The sequence below is a fragment of the Pseudoxanthomonas yeongjuensis genome (genome assembly GCF_010093345.1).
GTDB classification, from domain to species: Bacteria; Pseudomonadota; Gammaproteobacteria; order Xanthomonadales; family Xanthomonadaceae; genus Pseudoxanthomonas_A; species Pseudoxanthomonas_A yeongjuensis.
In genome coordinates, this window is sequence record NZ_PDWT01000005.1 from 1 (window position 1) to 19,197 (window position 19,197).

The 19,197-nt window shown below is 62.2% G+C and carries 14 protein-coding genes; 4 read left to right on the forward strand and 10 right to left on the reverse strand.

Features of this window, described 5'->3' with window-relative positions:
• Window positions 1–168 precede the first annotated feature (168 nt).
• The 10 genes from CSC74_RS13030 to CSC74_RS13070 form a co-directional block, all read right to left on the reverse strand.
• Complete coding sequence (locus CSC74_RS13030; RefSeq protein WP_162314923.1) at window positions 169–810, reverse strand: AbiU2 domain-containing protein; 642 nt, start codon at window positions 808–810, stop codon at window positions 169–171.
• 130 nt (window positions 811–940) lie between these two features.
• A complete protein-coding gene (locus CSC74_RS13035; protein ID WP_162314924.1) occupies window positions 941–1,201 on the reverse strand; it encodes a hypothetical protein in 261 nt (86 codons plus the stop codon).
• 520 nt (window positions 1,202–1,721) lie between these two features.
• Entirely contained in the window at window positions 1,722–2,180 is a 459-nt protein-coding gene (locus tag CSC74_RS13040; RefSeq protein WP_162314925.1) for a hypothetical protein, read from the reverse strand.
• A gap of 74 nt (window positions 2,181–2,254) precedes the next feature.
• Window positions 2,255–2,743 carry an SgcJ/EcaC family oxidoreductase gene (locus CSC74_RS13045; RefSeq protein WP_162314926.1) on the reverse strand — a complete coding sequence of 163 codons (489 nt, stop codon included), beginning with the start codon at window positions 2,741–2,743 and terminating at the stop codon, window positions 2,255–2,257.
• A 589-nt stretch (window positions 2,744–3,332) separates the two neighbouring features.
• Complete coding sequence (locus CSC74_RS13050) at window positions 3,333–3,680, reverse strand: hypothetical protein (RefSeq protein WP_162314927.1); 348 nt, start codon at window positions 3,678–3,680, stop codon at window positions 3,333–3,335.
• 616 nt (window positions 3,681–4,296) lie between these two features.
• On the reverse strand, window positions 4,297–4,593 hold the full coding sequence (locus tag CSC74_RS13055; RefSeq protein ID WP_162314928.1) for a hypothetical protein: 297 nt from the start codon (window positions 4,591–4,593) through the stop codon (window positions 4,297–4,299).
• A 57-nt stretch (window positions 4,594–4,650) separates the two neighbouring features.
• Window positions 4,651–4,956 carry a DUF6980 family protein gene (locus tag CSC74_RS17765; protein ID WP_425501463.1) on the reverse strand — a complete coding sequence of 102 codons (306 nt, stop codon included), beginning with the start codon at window positions 4,954–4,956 and terminating at the stop codon, window positions 4,651–4,653.
• A gap of 700 nt (window positions 4,957–5,656) precedes the next feature.
• On the reverse strand, window positions 5,657–6,073 hold the full coding sequence (locus CSC74_RS13060; protein WP_162314929.1) for a hypothetical protein: 417 nt from the start codon (window positions 6,071–6,073) through the stop codon (window positions 5,657–5,659).
• A gap of 554 nt (window positions 6,074–6,627) precedes the next feature.
• A complete protein-coding gene (locus CSC74_RS13065; protein ID WP_162314930.1) occupies window positions 6,628–6,888 on the reverse strand; it encodes a hypothetical protein in 261 nt (86 codons plus the stop codon).
• Between the two features lie 972 nt (window positions 6,889–7,860).
• Window positions 7,861–8,163 carry a hypothetical protein gene (locus CSC74_RS13070; protein WP_162314931.1) on the reverse strand — a complete coding sequence of 101 codons (303 nt, stop codon included), beginning with the start codon at window positions 8,161–8,163 and terminating at the stop codon, window positions 7,861–7,863.
• A gap of 373 nt (window positions 8,164–8,536) precedes the next feature.
• Here CSC74_RS13070 and CSC74_RS13075 point away from each other — a divergent pair, with 373 nt between their 5' ends.
• The 4 genes from CSC74_RS13075 (at window position 8,537) to CSC74_RS13090 (ending at window position 19,164) form a co-directional block, all read left to right on the forward strand.
• Window positions 8,537–8,758 (forward strand): SymE family type I addiction module toxin, encoded by a 222-nt coding sequence (locus CSC74_RS13075; protein WP_162314932.1) that lies wholly within the window; start codon window positions 8,537–8,539, stop codon window positions 8,756–8,758.
• 222 nt (window positions 8,759–8,980) lie between these two features.
• Entirely contained in the window at window positions 8,981–9,991 is a 1,011-nt protein-coding gene (locus CSC74_RS13080) for an integron integrase (protein WP_162314933.1), read from the forward strand.
• 195 nt (window positions 9,992–10,186) lie between these two features.
• Window positions 10,187–18,946 (forward strand): glycoside hydrolase family 94 protein, encoded by an 8,760-nt coding sequence (locus CSC74_RS13085; protein ID WP_211369644.1) that lies wholly within the window; start codon window positions 10,187–10,189, stop codon window positions 18,944–18,946.
• Window positions 18,946–19,164: a hypothetical protein gene (locus CSC74_RS13090; protein ID WP_162314934.1), complete on the forward strand. Its 219-nt coding sequence runs from the start codon at window positions 18,946–18,948 to the stop codon at window positions 19,162–19,164. Before CSC74_RS13085 ends, CSC74_RS13090 begins: the two co-directional genes overlap by 1 nt.
• Window positions 19,165–19,197: the final 33 nt, after the last annotated feature.

Here is a 19,197-nt window from a genome sequence, read left to right on the forward strand (position 1 = left end):
TCGTCATCGGCGAGCAAACCGATCGCGTGAAAGTTGAACACTATCCGGAGGCGACCCTAAACGCTGCGGCGGATTGGCCGAAGGAAGAACTACCGCAATATTGATTGCATTGCCGCCTAACGCCTGAATTAAGCCGACCCGCGAAGCGGGTTCGGCTTGAATGAATTGTTAGAGCGCACTCACCGGGGATGCAAGAAGCTCGAGCTTTTTGAGCTTTGCGACGAGCAGCCTGGCCCCACTCTCATCTACAAAGTCCTCATACATTACGGTTGTGTCCCGATAGTGCAGGTCGAGGCGATTCAGGACTTTGCGTAACGAAGCCAGCATGGTCTCAACACGCTCACGACTGACCCCACTCAGGGGATTGGACGCGCGGTCAGTAAGGTAGTCATGGTCCTGATGGGCAATGCGCTTGTTGCGATGCTCACGCGCAAATTCAGCCGCAGCCACGGCCTCGGCGCAAAGAGTCTCCACCTCCGCCTTGAGCGTAGGGTCACTAATCAAACTAGGCAGTGATTGGATGGTCAGGTTTTTCTTGTTACCGGTCTTGGGCGGGTCTGTCATCCTGGATATGCCGAGGAGGACGCTATCCCAAATTTCGTCTTGAATGATCTTGAAAAAGAGGCCTGCCATTCGGTTTAGTAGGTGAACGGTGTCACTATCCTTGCCAAAGAGCTGGCGGTATTGCTGCCAGACAATATGGAGCTCCATGAGCTTCCGGTAGAGCTGAAAGAACGCAGTGCCGAGATCTTCGCCCATGGAAGAGATGTAATCGTCTTTGACTTCTGCTTCAGTTCGCGTCGTGGTCATGTGTGCGCTCTAACGCCTGAGTTAAGCCGACCCGCAGCGGGGCGGCGACTGGATGCAATATAGCCGAAGGCCTGCAGTCAGGCGCCGCCCCGATGCGGGTTCGGCTTGAACGAATTGTTAGGCCTCAACGCTACCATGGCAGCTCCGCCCAGCTTTTTCCTTTCAGGTCGCGGTAGCGCCCAGAGAACTGACCGATGAAGTAGCTCAGGCTTGCTGCTGCGGCGGCAATCCAACAGATCACCATCAACCAAAAGCCTACACGGCCCGCGGCTTGCAGCCCGATGAAGTAAAGAGCAACACACAACCCGCCAAGCACAATTCCAGCGAGGCAGGCGACTGCAAAGACCAACCAGCTGCGCGGCTTACCAAGTTTTTGAATCAACGTTTGCATAATTGTTGGATTGAGGCCTAACGCCTGAGTTAAGCCGACCCGCAGCGGGGCGGCGACTGGATGCAAATATAGCCGAAGGCGTGCAGTCAGGCGCCGCCCCGATGTGGGTTCGGCTTGAACGAATTGTTAGGCGGCACCATCGGAACCTTCCGATCCAGATTTTCCGTCCCGTAACAGCCGGATAATTAGCTTTCCAGCGGTCAGATAGACGGCTAAAAAAATTAGAAGCAAGAACACGTAGTCAGTGAAATGAGCCGACATTTCAGCGATTGCGGGAATATCACGACGAGCTGCCCGATACGCAAGAGTAATCAAGACTAGAGCCGGGGCCATCCTCAGAAGAAGAGTAGAGAACATCTCTCTGTAACTGATCTTGTTGGTCGCCATACTCTTCTTGTGCCGCCTAACGCCTGAGTTAAGCCGACCCGCAGCGGGGTGGCGACTGGGTGCTAGCGTAGCGGAAAAGCACCCAGGCGGTGCCCCGATGCGGGTTCGGCTTGAACGAATTGTTAGGCCCCATCTACGGCTGGCACTCCGACCGAATAGACCTGACGGTGCCGGACTCTACGGCGATTTGCAGCCAGCAAGGAAAGTCCGACGTGGGGTAGTACTCCATGTAGCGGCCGTCCTCGCGCAGCGCCACCATAGGCTTGCCATAGAGCGCTTGCACCTTTGAGAACGGCTGCCCTGGGCATGCACCCTGCGGTGTGCAGTACTTTGGACTGGTGCTGAGAATCTCGCCAACTCGGCCGGCTTCGTCGAGCCAAACCGTAAAACCGGCATAGCGCATCTCGACAGGCAGGAAGTCGTCGGTTTGTCGCTCAGCAGACGGACTGCCAAGTACGGATTTGACGGAAGCCGCAGGTACGCCGAGCTCTATGCCGCCGAGGCTCAGCGCACTGTCAGGAACGATGGAGATCTCGGCGCCTGGCGCCAGAGTGCCCATAAGAATAAGTGAGATAGCCGCGCTGCTTGCCATGGGGCCTAACGCCTGAGTTAAGCCGAGCCGCGAAGCGGCTTCGGCTTGAACGAATTGTTATGCGTCACCCGCATCTAGTGAGCTGCCTGCTGTGTTTCGCGAGCGTCCGAAATGAGGTGACTGATTATTTGCCAATTGCCGTCAGTCTGTGCAAATACCCGCAGGTGGCTCGTGCGCCGCTGCCCAATCTCTTGTCCAGTGGGGTTGCGTTGTCCTTTGCGCTGCACCCGTGTGATAACCAGGGCGAGGTCTGGTTTGATAAAGCGGATGTCTTGAGCGACGGTCTCGCTGTCACCAGCCATGACAAAGGGCAGGGCAAACACCTCAGTTAGCAGCTTCTCAATTTCTACGCGGCCGACGCGACTCATGCCGAAGGCATTTGTCCAATCAGCGCTGTCCGAGTAGTCCTGTGCCGCCAATTTTGGATCTTTTATCTTCCAGGCAGCGTTCCAGTTCTCAATGGCGCGTTCGATTTCAGCCTGGTCAGGCGCCTGTTGATCTTCGGAGGCGCGTACGTTTGCCGTGCCGAGAAGAATGAGCAAGAAAAGCAACACGATTCTCATGGAATCTCCAGTGACGCATAACGCCTGAGTTAAGCCGACCCGTAGTGGGACGGTGATTGGGTGAAATTAGAACAGAAACCAGGCGCTTGAACGAAGCCAAGATGCGGGTTCGGCTTGAATGAATTGTTAGGTGCCATTGGGGCGAAGCTCTGAGAATCGCCCCAGCGCGAGCAGATATGACCAGCCAACTACAGCAAGCGAAATGAACGGTGCCCCGAACTCAAGCACTGCTTTGAGTGGCCCCATCGAGTAGATGTTGCCAGTCTTGATAGTGAAGGTATCTGCGTAGGCTTTGATCGCTATGGTTAGCAACACGAATAGTGATATGTACAAGACTCCAAAGAGCGTCGCATGACGAAAGGAGTGGCCAGCCGAGCAGGCGGCGCACCGAATTCTAGACGGCCAGCCTAAGATCACGCGTGAGTTGCGTATCTTTGCTCCACAAGACCTGCAGAAGAAGTTGGCCATGGCACCTAACGCCTGAGTTAAGCCGACCCGTAGCGGGGTGGCGACTGGGTGCTAGCGTAGCGGAAAAGCACCCAGGCGGTGCCCCGATGCGGGTTCGGCTTGAACGAATTGTTAGGCCTGCTCACGGGCTTTTGCCAAGCTGCTTGGACACCACAAATACCTGGACGCTACTCATTGAGCACTCCTCACTGGACGCGTTGCTGTGAGTTATTACCTCGATCATTCCACTAGCCTTAAGCCGAAACGTCACGCGATGGATCTGGCGGTACAGGTCTTTACCAATTTTCTGCTGCGCCAGAAGCTCAACATGAGTCTTGTTGAAATCTACAGCCGGGTTGTCGGTCAGACCAGCATTCTTTAGATGCACAAATGCCATGGTTGGTGCCCAGCTGTCTGGGGTAGAACATCCAAGGTCACGCGCATCAACGCTTGAGAGCGCAAGTAGGAGAAGGGCTGATCCGAGTTCCATGAATCTTCCTAAGCAGGCCTAACGCCTGAATTAAGCCGAGCCGCGAAGCGGCTTCGGCTTGAATGAATTGTTAGCCACCGGGCCGTACAAGCTGGACCACCGGCTTTTTATCAAGCTCCACCCGGACAACACTGGGGGGGAGGGCGACATTTTGTGAAACGCCAATAGCTACGCGCTGATAAGCCGAGCGAAGTTGCCCTTTATGGGCCGAGAAAGAAACCGAACGCACCCGATGATTGCATAGGTCCTCAACGACGGTCCCTTTGCCAGAGTACGTGTCGAACGCAACCGGAACAGAGAAGCGCCCCTTAGAGTCCGTTATCGCCAAGGCCGGGCCAGAGGGGCCGTCCCACTCCGACCACGAGATGCCAACCGACGCGCCGGACAGAGGTGCTCCGGCCTTATCAGTGACCTTGCCAGAGAATACAAAGAACTCTGAGGCGCACTTTGCGCTGGCAGGGTGCGCCGCTAGAAGGAGAACTGTGAGTGCGAGTGAATTTTTCACGGTGGCTAACGCCTGAGTTAAGCCGACCCGTAGCGGGGTGGCGACTGGGTGCTAGCGTAGCGGAAAAGCACCCAGGCGGCGCCCCGATGCGGGTTCGGCTTGAACGAATTGTTAGGCCGCAGGGCGACCCGCCCAAGCACTGAAGTCCTCAATGTCTGCAATGAATCCAATGACCTCGTCCCCAGAGCGCACAGAACTGACTCCTTGAATGTTGACGGTTTGCTGCAGATGCCAGGAAACAGTTTGGTCAAGATGATTTTTGTACACATGAGGCGGCTCGCCTTGAAGCGCAGCCTGCACGTCCTCGGGGCTAGGAAGTCTGAAGTAGCGCACTTGTACATCAATCGATCCGGTCGGAACGCCATCAATTTGGCATTGATAGGTAGCAATTGCGAGCCATCTATTCATGAGGCCTAACGCCTGAATTAAGCCGACCCGCGAAGCGGGTTCGGCTTGAATGAATTGTTAGGCACCGTACCACTCTCCTGTCCGGTAGCGGACTGGAAGATCAGGAGCGTCATCAGGATACTCGTAGCCCATGGCGCGCAGCTCATCGAACCAGCGGTCTCGTTTTGAATCCGGAAGCTTTGTGCCACACCAGGGGCAAAAGTGGATGTGGCTAACCGCCGGGGAGCCATGAATGATCAGGCCGTACTCATCAAACACGGCCGAGTAGTGAACGAGCGCGTCTGGGCACTCAAATGGATCAGGATGCTGATCGCATTGATGCGTCACTTGCCTCGTCATGACCCGACAGCAGTGTTCTTTCATTAGGTGCCTAACGTCTGAATTAAGCCGACCCGCGAAGCGGGTTCGGCTTGAATGACTTGTTATGCGGTAGATGCCCAGAAGGGTTGGAAACTAGCCAACACAACCGGGAACCACCGCCCCGTCGAAATACTACCAGCCTTTATGACCGGAGCTTTGGCAAGAACCCATCAGCCGAAGAACGGCCGAAGCCAAAGCCAATCGCAGCACCCAGATCAATCCGCCGACATCGAAGCGGCGGACGAATGGGCGTAATTAAGTTGGAAACAATTGTCCGGAGGCGACCCTGGACGATGCGGCGCATTAGCCGAAGGAAGAACTGCGGCAATATTGATCGCATTACCGCATAACGCCGGAATTAAGCCGAACCGCGAAGCGGTTTCGGCTTGAATGACTTGTTATGCGGTACTGGCCGAGTTGTCACCGAACCGCCCCCTTTTGCCGCCGTAGGCCGAACAGTATCAGCAACCTGGTCTGAGGGCATTAGCTTGAACCCGTGGCCCAAGGTGCGCCCGGAGCCAGCTAGGCGGACTGCGGGAATCACCCGCTGAGCGAGCAACTCTCAGACCCGGAACTTGCCGAAGCCGACGCTCGCAGCACGCATGAGCCGGACAAAAGAAGAAGCAGCGACTGCCCTGCCCCAGTAACCGCATAACGCTTGAATTAAGCCGACCCGCGAAGCGGGTTCGGCTTGAATGAATTGTTAGGCGTCATGCGGTGCTGGCGCCTGCTTGCAAACTGTTACCTCGTCTGCCCACCAACCACCCCGCTCATACGAGCAAAGCAGGAGATGGCCGCTTGCCGAAGAAACTTTCAGTACTTGGTTCTCAGGTGCTACGAAGTGCAGTGATACATCCTGCCCGATTAGGTCAGCCCAGGCGGCAGAGCCAGAAACGTCGAAGTCCGTAAGCTCGGCATCTGGCAGGAAGTGCGATGAGTCCTTGGTACCGATAGCGTACTGGACAGGCTCTCCAACCCAAGAAACAAAGAGTTCCCGGCCATCTTGGAAGGTCAGTGCGAGCTCTCCGCCAAAGTCATGAGTCTCGTCCCTCGCTGCCGCATCTACGGCAGACTCCTCGCCCTGAAAAAGTCTGTAACAGATCGCGGTGAGCTTGGACATGACGCCTAACGCCTGAGTTAAGCCGACCCGCAGCGGGGCGGCGACTGAATGCAAATATAGCCGAAGGCCTGCAGTCAGGCGCCGCCCCGATGCGGGTTCGGCTTGAACGAATTGTTAGATCGCGCCGCGACAATCCTTGCACGCCGATGCCTGATGCGTAGAACTACCAGCACAGCTAACGAACAGATAGCCAACCAAAGCGCGCCTGACACCCACAGACCCAAGTCAGTCGGAATGGGCCAACCATCGGGAGAGCCCTGAAGTGTCGGGTAGCCTTGATCCTCAAGCATCTCAAGGCCCACAACAGTAGGGAAATAGAGCAGCGCCCCTAGTGGCGGAAGAATACGGGCAACTCCCCAGAGAACAGCCAGCAATAACCCGCCGCCCAAGAGTGAGATGAGTGCTTGACGAGCAAAAGTTGCCATAGCGCGATCTAACGCCTGAGTTAAGCCGACCCGCAGCGGGGTGGCGACTGGGTGCTAGCGTAGCGGAAAAGCACCCAGGCGATGCCCCGATGCGGGTTCGGCTTGAACGAATTGTTAGGCCGCAGACGATTACGCGCGCCGCCGCCTAACCCGGATCACTGTAATGATGACGACCAATCCAATGGCTACCCAAATCAGCCCAAAGATTAGGTTGTAGAGCGGCTGTCCGAGCAAACCAAATAGAGCACGCTCGGTCGCACATTTGGCACCGCAATCAAGGATAGGAGCGGAGGGCTGGAGGAATAGTGTAATGGCGCCATAGCCGATCGCCACCAGGCCAAGAAATGTGCCGAATATCGTAATGAACCATGAAACGCGTTTTGCTTTCATGCGGCCTAACGCCTGAGTTAAGCCGACCCGCAGCGGGGTGGCGACTGGGTGCTAGCGTAGCGGAAAAGCACCCGGGCGACGCCACGATGCGGGTTCGGCTTGAACGAATTGTTAGGCCGCGCACCACTTACCGGCGCAACCCGTGTGACCTCAAAAGGTGTGGCGCGACCAGGAAAGGCAGTTGGCGGATAGTAGGCAACTCGGTACTCAAAATTGCCGAGGCAGGTATGAATAAACCATTGTTCGCTCCGGAGCCCGTTATTGCCAGTCACGACAGAGCCGACCTTTACGCGCTCAACGGCGCAAGACTCTTCGAAGTCAGCCTTGATGAGGCGCAGCCAGGATGCCTCCAACGTATTCGAAGCTTTAGCAGGCAATCCAACGCAGAGGAGCATCGCCGCAAGGGCCAACAGTTTGATGAAGTGCGTCATAGCGGCCTAACGCCTGAGTTAAGCCGACCCGCATCGGGGCGGCGACTGGGTGCTAGCGTAGCGGATAAGCACCCAGGCGGTGCCCCGATGCGGGTTCGGCTTGAACGAATTGTTAGGCGTGCGCTCTAGAGGTTGCCATGCCTCACGAAATCCAGAACACACGCCACCAAAGTAATGAGTCCTGCAGAAAGTAGAACGATTGAAGCTGCGGTTAAGAGCTTGTCGATGCGGCCTATATTGCGGAATTTCGATGGCGCCAAAAGGTGATAGACCCAAAATTGAGGTGCTCGCTGCCAAGGATTTATTTGCAGAGACTGATGTAATTCTGGCTGGCTTTGCTTGAGCCGATAGCCGAGCACACCAGCGATGATGGAAGAGCAAACCATAACTATCAGCGAGCTGATAAATAGTGTCATAGCACGCCTAACGCCTGAGCTAAGCCGACCCGCAGCGGGGTGGCGACTGGGTGCTAGCGTAGCGGATAAGCACCCAGGCGGTGCCCCGATGCGGGTTCGGCTTGAACGAATTGTTAGGACCCATGCTACTGGACCACACAGGTGCCATCCAAGAACTGAGCTACGAAAGCCTCTGGTCCGGTGTAGTGCTCAGGAGCCAGGGAAACGGAAAGAGAGCCGCCGTTGGAAAAGTGGATGGCCAACCCTTGGTCCGGAATGAGCGACACAGACTTTGCGGAGTTACCGACAAGAGAGCCTAGCGGCACAGAGCAGATGTGCTTGGTGAAGCTGCGAAAGGAACAGCCATCGAAACGCAGCCACATTGAGTCATCAGCTTCATCAACGGCAGTGACGCTCATGCCTACAAGATGATTGAGATAGCTACTCATGGGGCCTAACGCCTGAGTTAAGCCGACCCGCAGCGGGGTGGCGACTGGGTGCTAGCGTAGCGGAAAAGCACCCAGGCGACGCCCCGATGCGGGTTCGGCTTGAACGAATTGTTAGGCCCGTGCCCGAGATTTGACCGCAAGCCCATAGCCAGATAGATTTGCAGCAGGTGCTGAACACACCTTTCGTAGGCGGAAGCCGCTCCCGTAAGCCAAGCGGTTTTTTTGCGACCAGCGTTTGTGTCAATGGCCGGGTGGCGCGCAGCCATACAACACCCGAAAGGGGAAAGCTGCGGGCGGCCCTACGACCGTGTTCAAGCACCCGGCCGCCTCTCTGAACAGGAGGCGAAATTGAGCAAACTCGTAGGAGGCCGCAATGGCTGCAAATAAGAGAACGTTTCCGAAGCTGCGCTTTTTGACAGTTGGCTGTCAGTATTACGAGAGCCAGCGCAAAGACAAAGAATGCCGCACCCGACCACGACAAGTCCCATTCTTGCGTCTGAGTGGTGATTGGTTGCAAGCGGCAGGCTTTACGGTTGGCCAGAAAGCACGAGTGCAAGTGACTGACGACGGCATCATGATTGTTGCCGAAGAGTAAGCAAAACTATGCCGTGAACGGACAGATATCCGCTCACGGCATTCTGCTTTTTACGGGCCTAACTCTAAGTAGATCCCAAAAACGGGATATAGCGGGATGGTCTCTTTCCACAGCAGAGGCTGTCAATCAGATTAATCCTATCCCAAATCAAGAAGTTGCCCGATTTCCAGGACTGGGCACCAAGGGCAATGCTGCAGGCAACTAACGCATAAGCGAGTTGCTATGTCTTATCGCCCCAAGGATGCGGTGGTATCGGACGGTCAGGGCAAGGAAACACGGGCGCCCGGGTTGCTGGAGCGGGTTCGGGAGTGTTGCCGGGTACGGCACTACAGTTTGCGTACGGAGCGGGCTTACGTGGACTGGATCCGGCGTTTTGTGATGGCCAATGGCAAGCGCCATCCGCGGGACATGGGGGCGGTGGAGGTGGAGGCGTTCCTGTCACGGCTGGCGACGCAGGACGATGTGGCGGCCAGCACCCAGAACCAGGCGTTGTCGGCGCTGTTGTTCCTGTATCGCGAGGTGTTGGGCATCCAGTTGCCGTGGATGGAGTCGGTGGTGCGGGCCAAGCGTCCGCAGAAGATCCCGACGGTGCTGTCGCGTGCCGAGGTGACGCGCCTGTTGGCATTGATGGATGGGCAGGTCGCGCTGATGGCGTCGCTGTTGTACGGCACCGGCATGCGGCTGATGGAATGCGTGCGGTTGCGGGTCCAGGACGTGGGCTTCGACCGCAACGAGATCTGCGTTCGCAATGGCAAGGGCGGCAAGGACCGGCGGGTGCCGTTGCCGCGGCGGTTGCGCGAGCGCTTGCTGGAACAGGTCGAGCGCGTGCGGATCCTGCATGGCCAGGACCTGGCAGCGGGGGCCGGCGAGGTTTTCCTGCCGCATGCGCTGGCGCGCAAGTATCCGAACGCGGGGCGCGAGTTCTGCTGGCAATACGTGTTCCCTTCGCCACGCGAATCGAAGGATCCACGCAGCGGCATGACCCGGCGGCACCACGTGGATGAAGGCGTGCTGCAGCGCGCGGTCAAGGTCGCGCGGGACAAGGCCGGGATCGACAAGCCGGCCAGTTGCCATACCTTGCGGCATTCGTTCGCCACGCACCTGCTGGAATCGGGACAGGACATACGTACGGTGCAGGAGCTGATGGGGCACAAGGACGTGTCGACCACGCAGATCTATACCCACGTGCTGGGTCGCGGCGCCAATGGGGTGTTGAGTCCGCTGGATCATTGAAGGCCGAAGGAATCGGCGGAAGGAATGCGATCCGGTTTCGGTCCGGGTTTCATCGCTGATTGAATTTCGCGGGCGAGAGACGAAAGCGGCTTGGAAAATCTTCTTTAACCTTCCGCCAACGCCCGGCTTCACAAGCCACTTAGCCAACGGATGCAATGATTGCGATCCCCTTGGCTTCATGGCGACGGATTCGGAATGCCCACTGCCTGGCGGATCTTCGGTCGTTGGCTGCGCCTGCGCAGGCGCATCTGGCGTTGGCAGCGCGCAGCGACGCAGAAGCCGCTGCAATCGGAACCGCCGCTGCGCGCGCAGTTGTTCAGCGCCGAACAGATGGAACGGCACGGCAAGGCGCTGGCCCATGGGCATCGCCTGCACCTGCAGCCGCAGCCGGACCTGCTGCTGTCGCGGCTCAAGGAAAACGAAGGCCTGCTGGACGACGCCAACACCCTGCTCACGCGGATGGTCCAGGACGAGGTGCGGATCACCCCCGCGGGCGAATGGCTGCTGGACAACTACTACCTGATCGAGGAACAGGTCCGCACCGCGCGTCGGCACCTGCCGCGCAATTACAGTCGTGAACTGCCGTCGCTGGGCAAGGGGCCGTCGGCCGGGTTGCCGCGGGTCTACGACCTGGCCATGGAAGCGATCGCCCATGGCGACGGACGCGTGGATGCGGAGACGCTGAGCCGCTTCGTGGCCGCGTACCAGTCGGTCACGCCGTTGAAGCTGGGCGAATTGTGGGCGATCCCGATCATGCTGCGGCTGGCCCTGATCGAGAACCTGCGGCGCATGGCGGTGCGGGTCATGCGCGACGGCGTCGATCATCGCCTGGCCAGCGAATGGGCCCGCCTGCTCAACGACACCGCCGACAGCGATCCGAAGAACGTGGTGCTGGTGGTGGCGGATATGGCGCGTTCCGATCCGCCGCTGACCGGGGCCTTCGTGGCCGAGTTGACCCGGGGCATGCACGGACGCAGCGCGGTGCTGGCCATGCCGGCGAACTGGGTCGAGCAATGGGTGACCCACGGCGGTCACAGCATCGAGCAGTTGGTCCACGCCGAGAGCCAGCAGCAGGCATCGGACCAGGTGTCGATCAGCAACAGCATCGGCAGCCTGCGGTTCCTGGCCAACATGGACTGGCGCGAGTTCGTGGAGAGCATGAGCCTGGTCGACCGGACCCTGTGCGAGGATCCGGCCGGCACCTATGCGTCGATGGATTTCAGTACCCGTGATGCCTATCGGCACGTGGTGGAAAAAGTCGCCCGGCTCAGCGGCGCCGGCGAAATGGAAGTGGCGCGGTGCGTGCTGCAACTGGCGCAGGCGCATGCGATCACCCGCGGCACCCGCGCCCATGTCGGTTATTACCTGGTCGATGACGGCATCGCCGAGACCAAGGCCGCGACCGCCGGACTGGAGGGCGCGCGCAGACCGGTACGCCTGCGGCCAAGACGCATCCCGTTGCCTGCGTATCTTCTGCCTATCTGTCTGATCGCGGCCGGATTCACCTGGGCACTGGTCGCGGAAGCCAGTGCGGACCGGTTCGACTGGCGATGGCTGTGCCTGATCGGCGCGCTAGGGGTGATCGCCTTCAGCGAGCTGGGCATCGCCCTGATCAACTGGCTGGCGACCGTGCTGGTGCCGCCGCAACCGCTGCCGCGCATGGATTTTTCCGCAGGCATTCCGGCCAGCGCCATCACCCTGGTGGTGGTGCCGAGCATGATCGGCAACGTCCACGGCATCGATAGCCTGGTGGAAGGCCTGGAAGTGCGCTTCCTCGCCAACCGCGACCCGCACCTGCATTTCGCCCTGCTGACCGATTTCCTCGACGCGAAGGAACAGGTCCAGGCGAACGACCAGCCGCTGCTGGAGCACGCGGCGCAGCAGATCGAGCGCCTCAACGCGCGCTATGCGCCCGAAAGCAACGACCTGTTCTTCCTGTTCCACAGGCCGCGCCAGTGGAATCCGCGCGAAGGCGTGTGGATGGGCCACGAACGCAAGCGCGGCAAACTGGCCGCGCTCAACCGGATGCTGCGCGGCGGCGGCAGCGAAGCTTTCCTGCGGGTCGTCGGCAACACCGAAGCGCTGGCCAACGTGCGTTACGTGATTACCCTGGACACCGACACGCGGCTGCCGCGCGATGCGGCGCGCGAATTCGTCGGCACCCTGGCGCATCCGCTGAACCGGGCGCGCTTCGACGAAAAGCAGCGCCGGGTCACCCGCGGCTACGGCATCCTGCAGCCCAGCGTGGGCAGCAGCATGAGCGGGCGGATCGGTTCGCGTTACGCGCGCATGTTCGGCAGCGAGCCGGGCATCGATCCGTACACACGCACGGTATCGGACGTGTACCAGGACCTGTTCGGCGAAGGGTCCTTCGTCGGCAAGGGCATCTACGACCTGGATGCGTTCGAGCATGCGCTGGGGGACCGCTTCCCCGAGGACCGGATCCTCAGCCACGACCTGCTGGAAGGCTGCTATGCGCGCGCCGGGCTGGTCAGCGACGTGCGCCTGTACGAGGACTATCCCTCGCGTTACGTCGTGGACGTGAAGCGTCGCTACCGCTGGATCCGCGGCGACTGGCAATTGCTGCCTTGGCTGCTGCCGTGGGTGCCGCGCAAGGGCGGCGGGTTCGAACGCAGCACCCTGTCGTGGCTGTCGCGCGGCAAGCTGCTCGACAACCTGCGCCGCAGCCTGGTCCCGGCGGCGGCGACCGCGCTGTTCGTGATCGGCTGGGTGCTGGTGCCGCAAGCGCTGGCCTGGACGTCGTGGCTGCTGTGCCTGCTGTTGCTGCCGGTGCTGGTGCCGACCTTGCGCGATGTGTTCACCCGGCCGATGGACATGGCCCTGGAAACGCACCTGCTGCAGGTGCTGAAATCCAGCGGGCAGCAGCTGCAACGCGCTGCGGTGAACCTGGCCTGCCTGCCTTACGAGGCGTTCTTCAGCCTCGGCGCGATCGGGCGCACGTTGTGGCGGATGGCGATCAGCCGCCGCCACCTGTTGCAGTGGAATCCGTCCAGCGAGGTGGAGCGCAATCTGGGCAGCGGCAGCGGCGCCGAACTGCGCAGCATGTGGTTCGCGCCGGTATTCGCCGTCGTCATCGCGGCGGCGTTGTGGAAATCGAACCCGATGGCGCTGTGGGTGGCCATGCCCATCCTGGCTTTGTGGTTCGCATCGCCGGCGCTGATGGCCTGGCTGGGCCGGCCGCCGGGCCGGCGCCTGGCGCAACTGGCGCCGACGCAACTGGCTTTCCTCGGACGCCTGTCGCGGCGCACGTGGGCGTTCTTCGAGACTTGGGTCCGCGCCGAGGACCACTGGCTGCCGCCGGACAACATCCAGGAACACCCCGCCCTGGTCGTGGCGCGGCGCACCTCGCCGACCAACATTGGCCTGTCGCTGCTGGCCAACTTGTCGGCCTGGGACTTCGGCTACCTGCAGATGGGCGGGGTGATGGAACGCACCCAGCGGGTGTTCGCCACCCTGGAAAAACTGCCGCGGCACCGCGGGCATTTCTACAACTGGTACGACACCGAGACCCTGCAGCCGTTACCGCCGGGCTACATTTCCACGGTCGACAGCGGCAACCTGGCCGGGCACCTGTTGACCCTGCGCCAGGGATTGCTGGCGATGCCGGACGAACCGATCCTGGCACGGTCCACTTTCAACGGGCTGGACGACACCCTGGGCGTGCTGGAGGAGGCCCGGCGCGCGACGGGCGACGAGGCCGCCGAACTGACGGCCGCGCTCGCCGCTTTTCGCGAACGACTCGAGGCCGCGCGCGCGCAACCACCGGCCTCGCTGCAAGCGGCTGCGCGCATGCTGGCGTCGTTGCGAACGCAGGCCGACGCGATCGCAGCAGCGTGGCCGGCGCCGGAAGGAACCGCCGATTCCGGGATCGGGCCGCATTGGCCGGCTTCGCTGGCGGGCGCTTGCCGTTGCGCCTGCGAAGAACTGCTTTTCCTGGCGCCATCGCTTGCCGCCGGCACCGACGAAGGCGGCAGCGGATCCGCGCAAGCGGCGGCCGACGCACCCATGCCGACCCTGCGCGGGCAGAGCATGCAATCCGATGATGCGCTGGCGCGGGACCGCGCGCGCGCGCGGATCCAGGAACTCGAACGCCTGGCCCACGTCGCCGGCCAGTTCTCGCTGATGGAATACGACTTCCTCTACGACCGCGCCCGCCACTTGCTGTCGATCGGCTACAACGTGGACGAGCGCCGGCTGGATGCCGGCCATTACGACCTGCTTGCCTCCGAAGCGCGGCTGTGCAGTTTCGTCGCCATCGCCCAGGGGCAATTGCCGCAGGAAAGCTGGTTCGCGCTGGGTCGCCTGCTGACCGAAGTCGACGGCGACGCCACACTGCTGTCGTGGAGCGGCTCGATGTTCGAGTATCTGATGCCGCAGCTGGTGATGCCGAGCTACCCGGATACGCTGCTGGACCAGACCGCGCAGCATGCGGTGGAAGCGCAGATCGATTTCGGCGCGCGGCGTGGAGTGCCGTGGGGCATTTCCGAATCCGGCTACAACACCGTCGATGCGCGGATGAACTACCAGTACCGCGCCTTCGGCGTGCCCGGCCTGGGCCTGAAGCGCGGCCTGGGCCAGGACCTGGTGATCGCCCCCTACGCGACGATGATGGCGTTGATGGTGGCGCCGGAAGCGGCGTGCCAGAACTTGCAGCGGTTGAGCGCGCTGGGTTTCGGCGGGCGCTACGGCCTGTACGAAGCCATCGACTACACCCCGGGCCGGGTCCCGCGCGGGCAGGACCATGCGCTGGTGCGCTCGTTCATGGCCCACCACCAGGGCATGGGTTTCCTGGCCCTGGACTATCTGCTGGGCGACCAGCCGATGCAGAAGCGCTTCCTGGCCGATGCGCAATTCCAGGCCACGCTGCTGTTGCTGCAGGAACGCATCCCGCGCACCGGCGTGTTCCACCCGCACGAGGCCGAGGCCACCGGCGCACGGGTCGCGCCGGCGGCGGCGGAAACCCGCCTGCGCGTGTTCCGCAACCCCGATGCCGCGCGGCCGGCCGTGCAGATGCTGTCCAACGGCCGCTACCACGCCCTACTGACCAGCGCCGGCGGCGGCTACAGCCGCCTGCGCGACATGGCCGTGACCCGCTGGCGCGAAGACGGCACCCGCGACCATTGGGGCAGCTTCTGCTACCTGCGCGACGTCGACAGCGGCGAGTACTGGTCCGCCGCGCACCAGCCGACCTGCGTCCCGGTGGAGCAGTACGAGGCGATCTTCTCCGATGCCAAGGCCGAGTTCCGCGGGCGCAAGCACGGCTTCAACACGCACCTGGAAATCGCGATATCGGCCGAGGACGACATCGAGTTGCGCCGGCTCACGGTACGCAACCGTTCGCGGCGCACCCGCACCATCGAGATCACCACTTATGCCGAAGTGGTCCTGGCCTCGTCGATCTCCGACGAGATGCACCCGGCCTTCAGCAACCTGTTCGTGCAGACCGAGATCGCGCGCGACAAGCAGGCCTTGCTGTGCACCCGGCGCCCGCGCTCGCACGACGAAGTGCCGCCGTGGATGTTCCACCTGGTCGCCGCGCACGATGCCGACATCGATTCCATTTCCTACGAAACCGACCGCGCGCGCTTCCTCGGCCGCGGCAATACTCCGCGCGCGCCGCAGGCGCTGTCTTCGCTGCAGGCGTTGTCGGATTCGGCCGGTTCGGTGCTGGATCCGATCGTCGCGATCCGCTGCCGCATCACCCTGGCCCCGGAACAGACCGCGATGGTCGACATGGTCACCGGTGTCGGCGCCGATCGCGAGGACTGCGCCGCGTTGATCGACAAATACCGCGACCGGCGCCTGGCCGACCGCGTGTTCGACCTGGCCTGGACCCACAGCCAGGTGGTGCGCCGCCAGATCAACGCCTCGCAGGCCGACGCGCAGCTGTACGAGCGGCTGGCGGGATTGATGGTGTATGCGCACCCGTTATTGCGCGCCGACAGCGCGGTGCTGATGCAGAACCGGCGCGGGCAATCCGGGTTGTGGGGACATTCCATTTCCGGCGACCTGCCGATCGTGCTGCTGCAGATCGCCGATGCGGCCAACATCGAACTGGTCCGGCAGATGGTCCAGGCGCACGCCTACTGGCGCCTGAAGGGACTCAACGTGGACCTGGTGATCTGGAACGAGGACCAGGCCGGCTATCGCCAGCAGTTGCAGGAACAGATCCTGGGCCTGGTTTCGGCCGGACCGGAAGGCAACCTGCTGGACCGGCCGGGCGGCATCTTCGTGCGCCCGGCGCAGCAGATCTCGCAGGAGGACCGTGTGCTGCTGCAAACGGTGGCGCGGGTGATCGTCAGCGACCAGCGCGGCACCTTGGCCACGCAGATCGGCAAGCACATGCCGCCGGAGCGCAGCATCCCGCCGCTTTTCGCCGATGGCGCGCCGATGCTGGCGGAACCCGCGCCCGGCGATGGCGACGGTCTGTCCGGCCTGCCGGCGAAAGTGGAATCGGGCGACGACGATCCCTGGCCGTTCGAAGCAGTGGCCGACGAGTTCCTGTTCGACAACGGCACCGGCGCGTTCGCCGCCGACGGGCGCGAGTACGTGATCGTGATGGGCGAAGGCGCGCCGACGCCGGCACCCTGGTCCAACGTGATGGCCAATCCGAAACTGGGCTGCGTGGTCAGCGAAAGCGCGCCGGGCTATACCTGGTTCGAGAACGCGCACGAGTTCCGGCTCACGCCCTGGCACAACGATCCGGTCGCGGACACGGGCGGCGAGGCGTTCTACCTGCGCGACGAGGACAACGGCCGGGTCTGGTCGCCGATGCCCCTGCCCCGTCGCGGCACCGGCGCGTACCGCACCCGCCATGGCTTCGGTTACAGCGTGTACGAACACGTGGAAGACGGCATCGCCAGCGAACTGTGGGTATACGTGGCGCTGGAGGAGGCGGTGAAGTTCTCCGTGCTCAAGCTGCGCAACCTGTCCGGACGCGCGCGCAGGCTGTCGGCGACCGGCTATGTGGAATGGGTGCTGGGCGACATCAAGGCCAAGTCGCAGATGCACGTGGTCAGCGAACTGGACAACGCCAGCGGCGCGCTGACCGCGCGCAATCCCTACAACACCGAGTTCGGCGGACGCGTCGCCTTCTTCGACGCCGATGGCTCCGGCGCGGACGACGCGGGCATGGGCGATACACGCCCGCGCAGCTTCACCGCCGACCGCAGCGAATTCCTCGGCCGCAACGGCAGCCTCGCCGATCCGGCGGCGCTGAAGCGCGAAAAACTCTCCGGCAAGCTCGGCGTGGGCCTGGATCCATGCGCGGCGATCCAGTTGCCGGTGGACCTGGCCGATGGCCAGGCCGGCGAAGTGGTGTTCCGCCTGGGCGCGGGCGGCGACCCGCGCAGCGCCGTGCAACTGGCGCAGCGGATGAAGGGCAGCGCCGCCGCGCACGACGCGCTGGACAATGTGCGCATCCATTGGCTGGACGTCCTCGGCGCAGTGCGGGTGAAGACTCCGGACCCCGGCGTGGACGCGCTGGCCAACGGCTGGCTGCTGTACCAGACCCTCGCCTGCCGCTATGTCGCGCGCAGCGGCTATTACCAGTCCGGCGGCGCCTTTGGTTTCCGCGACCAGCTGCAGGACGTGATGGCCCTGGTGCATGCGAAGCCGGCGCTGACCCGCGAGCATCTGCTGCTCAGCGCCGCGCACCAGTTCCCGCAGGGCGACGTGATGCACTGGTGGCATCCGCCGCAGGGACGCGGCGTGCGCACGCGCTGTTCCGACGACTACCTGTGGCTGCCGCTGGCCGCCTGCCGCTACCTGCAGGTGACCAGTGACCTCGGCGTGCTGGACGAGAAGGTGCGCTACATCGAGGGACGGCCGGTCAATGCCGACGAGGAGTCGTACTACGACCTGCCGGTGGCTTCCAACCTGCAGCAGTCGTTCTACGACCATTGCGTGCTGGCGTTGAAGCGCGGCACCGAACTGCTGGGCGGACGCGGCCTGCCGCTGATCGGCACCGGCGACTGGAACGACGGCATGAACCGGGTGGGTGAAGCCGGCAAGGGCGAAAGCGTGTGGCTGGGTTTCTTCCTCTACGACGTGCTGGAACGCTTCGGCGACGTGGCGCTCGCGCGTGGCGACGAGGCATTCGCCACGTACTGCGCCGGGTCCGCGCAGAAGCTCCGCGACAACCTGGAAGCGCATGCGTGGGACGGCGAATGGTACCGGCGCGCCTGGTTCGACGACGGCACGCCGCTGGGTTCGAGCCAAAGCGACGAATGCCGGATCGATTCGATTTCGCAGAGCTGGTCGGTGCTGTCCGGCGCCGCCGACCCAACGCGTGCGCGGCAGGCGATGGCCTCGCTGGACAGACACCTGGTCAAGCGCGAAGCGGGCCTGATCCAGTTGCTGGAACCACCGTTCGACAAGACCACGCACGACCCCGGCTACATCCGCGGCTACGTGCCCGGCGTGCGCGAGAACGGCGGCCAGTACACGCATGCGGCGGTGTGGTCGGCGATGGCCTTCGCCCAGCTGGGCGATCGCGGCAAGGCCTGGGAACTGGCCGGCATGATCAACCCGATCCACCACGCCGAAGACGCTGCCGCGGCGCAGCTCTACAAGGTCGAACCGTACGTGCTCGCCGCCGACGTGTATGGCGTGGCGCCGCACGTGGGACGTGGCGGTTGGACCTGGTACACCGGTTCGGCCGGCTGGATGTATCGCCTGCTGACCGAATCGCTGCTCGGTTTGCATCGCGAAGGCGACCAGCTGTCGCTGAAGCCCTGCATCCCCGCCGACTGGACCGAATACAGATTGCACTACCGCTACGGCGGGAGCATGTACCTGATCACCGTCACCCAGGTCGACAGTGGCGAAGTGGTATTGAGCGTGGATGGCTTCGTGCAGAAGGGCCTGCGTTTCCAGTTGGTGGATGACGAATCCATCCATCACGTCGAGGCGACCTGGCCGAGGCCCGCCTGATGGACACACGCCTGCAACTGGAAGCCGAACTGGAGAACCTGGAGCGGATGCTGCCGCACTGGCGCGAGAAGCTGCGCCACGAGTCGCAGTTCTGGCCGCAGTTCGACGTGCTGGCCAAGGAAATCCTGGCCCGCGCCGATCCCGCGGACCGCGACTACGCGCAGCAGCGCCTCGACGCGATGCTGGCGAAGCATGGATTGAACCCCGACCGCGACTGACCGCAGCCGACGTAGGAGCGACGTGAGTCGCGA

Excerpts from the sequence above, each read along its gene's own strand:
- CSC74_RS13040 (WP_162314925.1), bottom strand. The coding sequence starts at position 2,180 with ATGGCAAGCAGCGCGGCTATCTCACTTATTCTTATGGGCACTCTGGCG.
- CSC74_RS13080 (WP_162314933.1), top strand. The coding sequence starts at position 8,981 with ATGTCTTATCGCCCCAAGGATGCGGTGGTATCGGACGGTCAGGGCAAG.
- CSC74_RS13085 (WP_211369644.1), top strand. The coding sequence starts at position 10,187 with ATGCCCACTGCCTGGCGGATCTTCGGTCGTTGGCTGCGCCTGCGCAGG.
- CSC74_RS13030 (WP_162314923.1), bottom strand. The coding sequence starts at position 810 with ATGACCACGACGCGAACTGAAGCAGAAGTCAAAGACGATTACATCTCT.
- CSC74_RS13050 (WP_162314927.1), bottom strand. The coding sequence starts at position 3,680 with ATGGAACTCGGATCAGCCCTTCTCCTACTTGCGCTCTCAAGCGTTGAT.
- CSC74_RS13045 (WP_162314926.1), bottom strand. The coding sequence starts at position 2,743 with ATGAGAATCGTGTTGCTTTTCTTGCTCATTCTTCTCGGCACGGCAAAC.
- CSC74_RS17765 (WP_425501463.1), bottom strand. The coding sequence starts at position 4,956 with ATGAAAGAACACTGCTGTCGGGTCATGACGAGGCAAGTGACGCATCAA.
- CSC74_RS13035 (WP_162314924.1), bottom strand. The coding sequence starts at position 1,201 with ATGCAAACGTTGATTCAAAAACTTGGTAAGCCGCGCAGCTGGTTGGTC.
- CSC74_RS13055 (WP_162314928.1), bottom strand. The coding sequence starts at position 4,593 with ATGAATAGATGGCTCGCAATTGCTACCTATCAATGCCAAATTGATGGC.
- CSC74_RS13060 (WP_162314929.1), bottom strand. The coding sequence starts at position 6,073 with ATGTCCAAGCTCACCGCGATCTGTTACAGACTTTTTCAGGGCGAGGAG.
- CSC74_RS13065 (WP_162314930.1), bottom strand. The coding sequence starts at position 6,888 with ATGAAAGCAAAACGCGTTTCATGGTTCATTACGATATTCGGCACATTT.
- CSC74_RS13090 (WP_162314934.1), top strand. The coding sequence starts at position 18,946 with ATGGACACACGCCTGCAACTGGAAGCCGAACTGGAGAACCTGGAGCGG.
- CSC74_RS13070 (WP_162314931.1), bottom strand. The coding sequence starts at position 8,163 with ATGAGTAGCTATCTCAATCATCTTGTAGGCATGAGCGTCACTGCCGTT.
- CSC74_RS13075 (WP_162314932.1), top strand. The coding sequence starts at position 8,537 with ATGGCTGCAAATAAGAGAACGTTTCCGAAGCTGCGCTTTTTGACAGTT.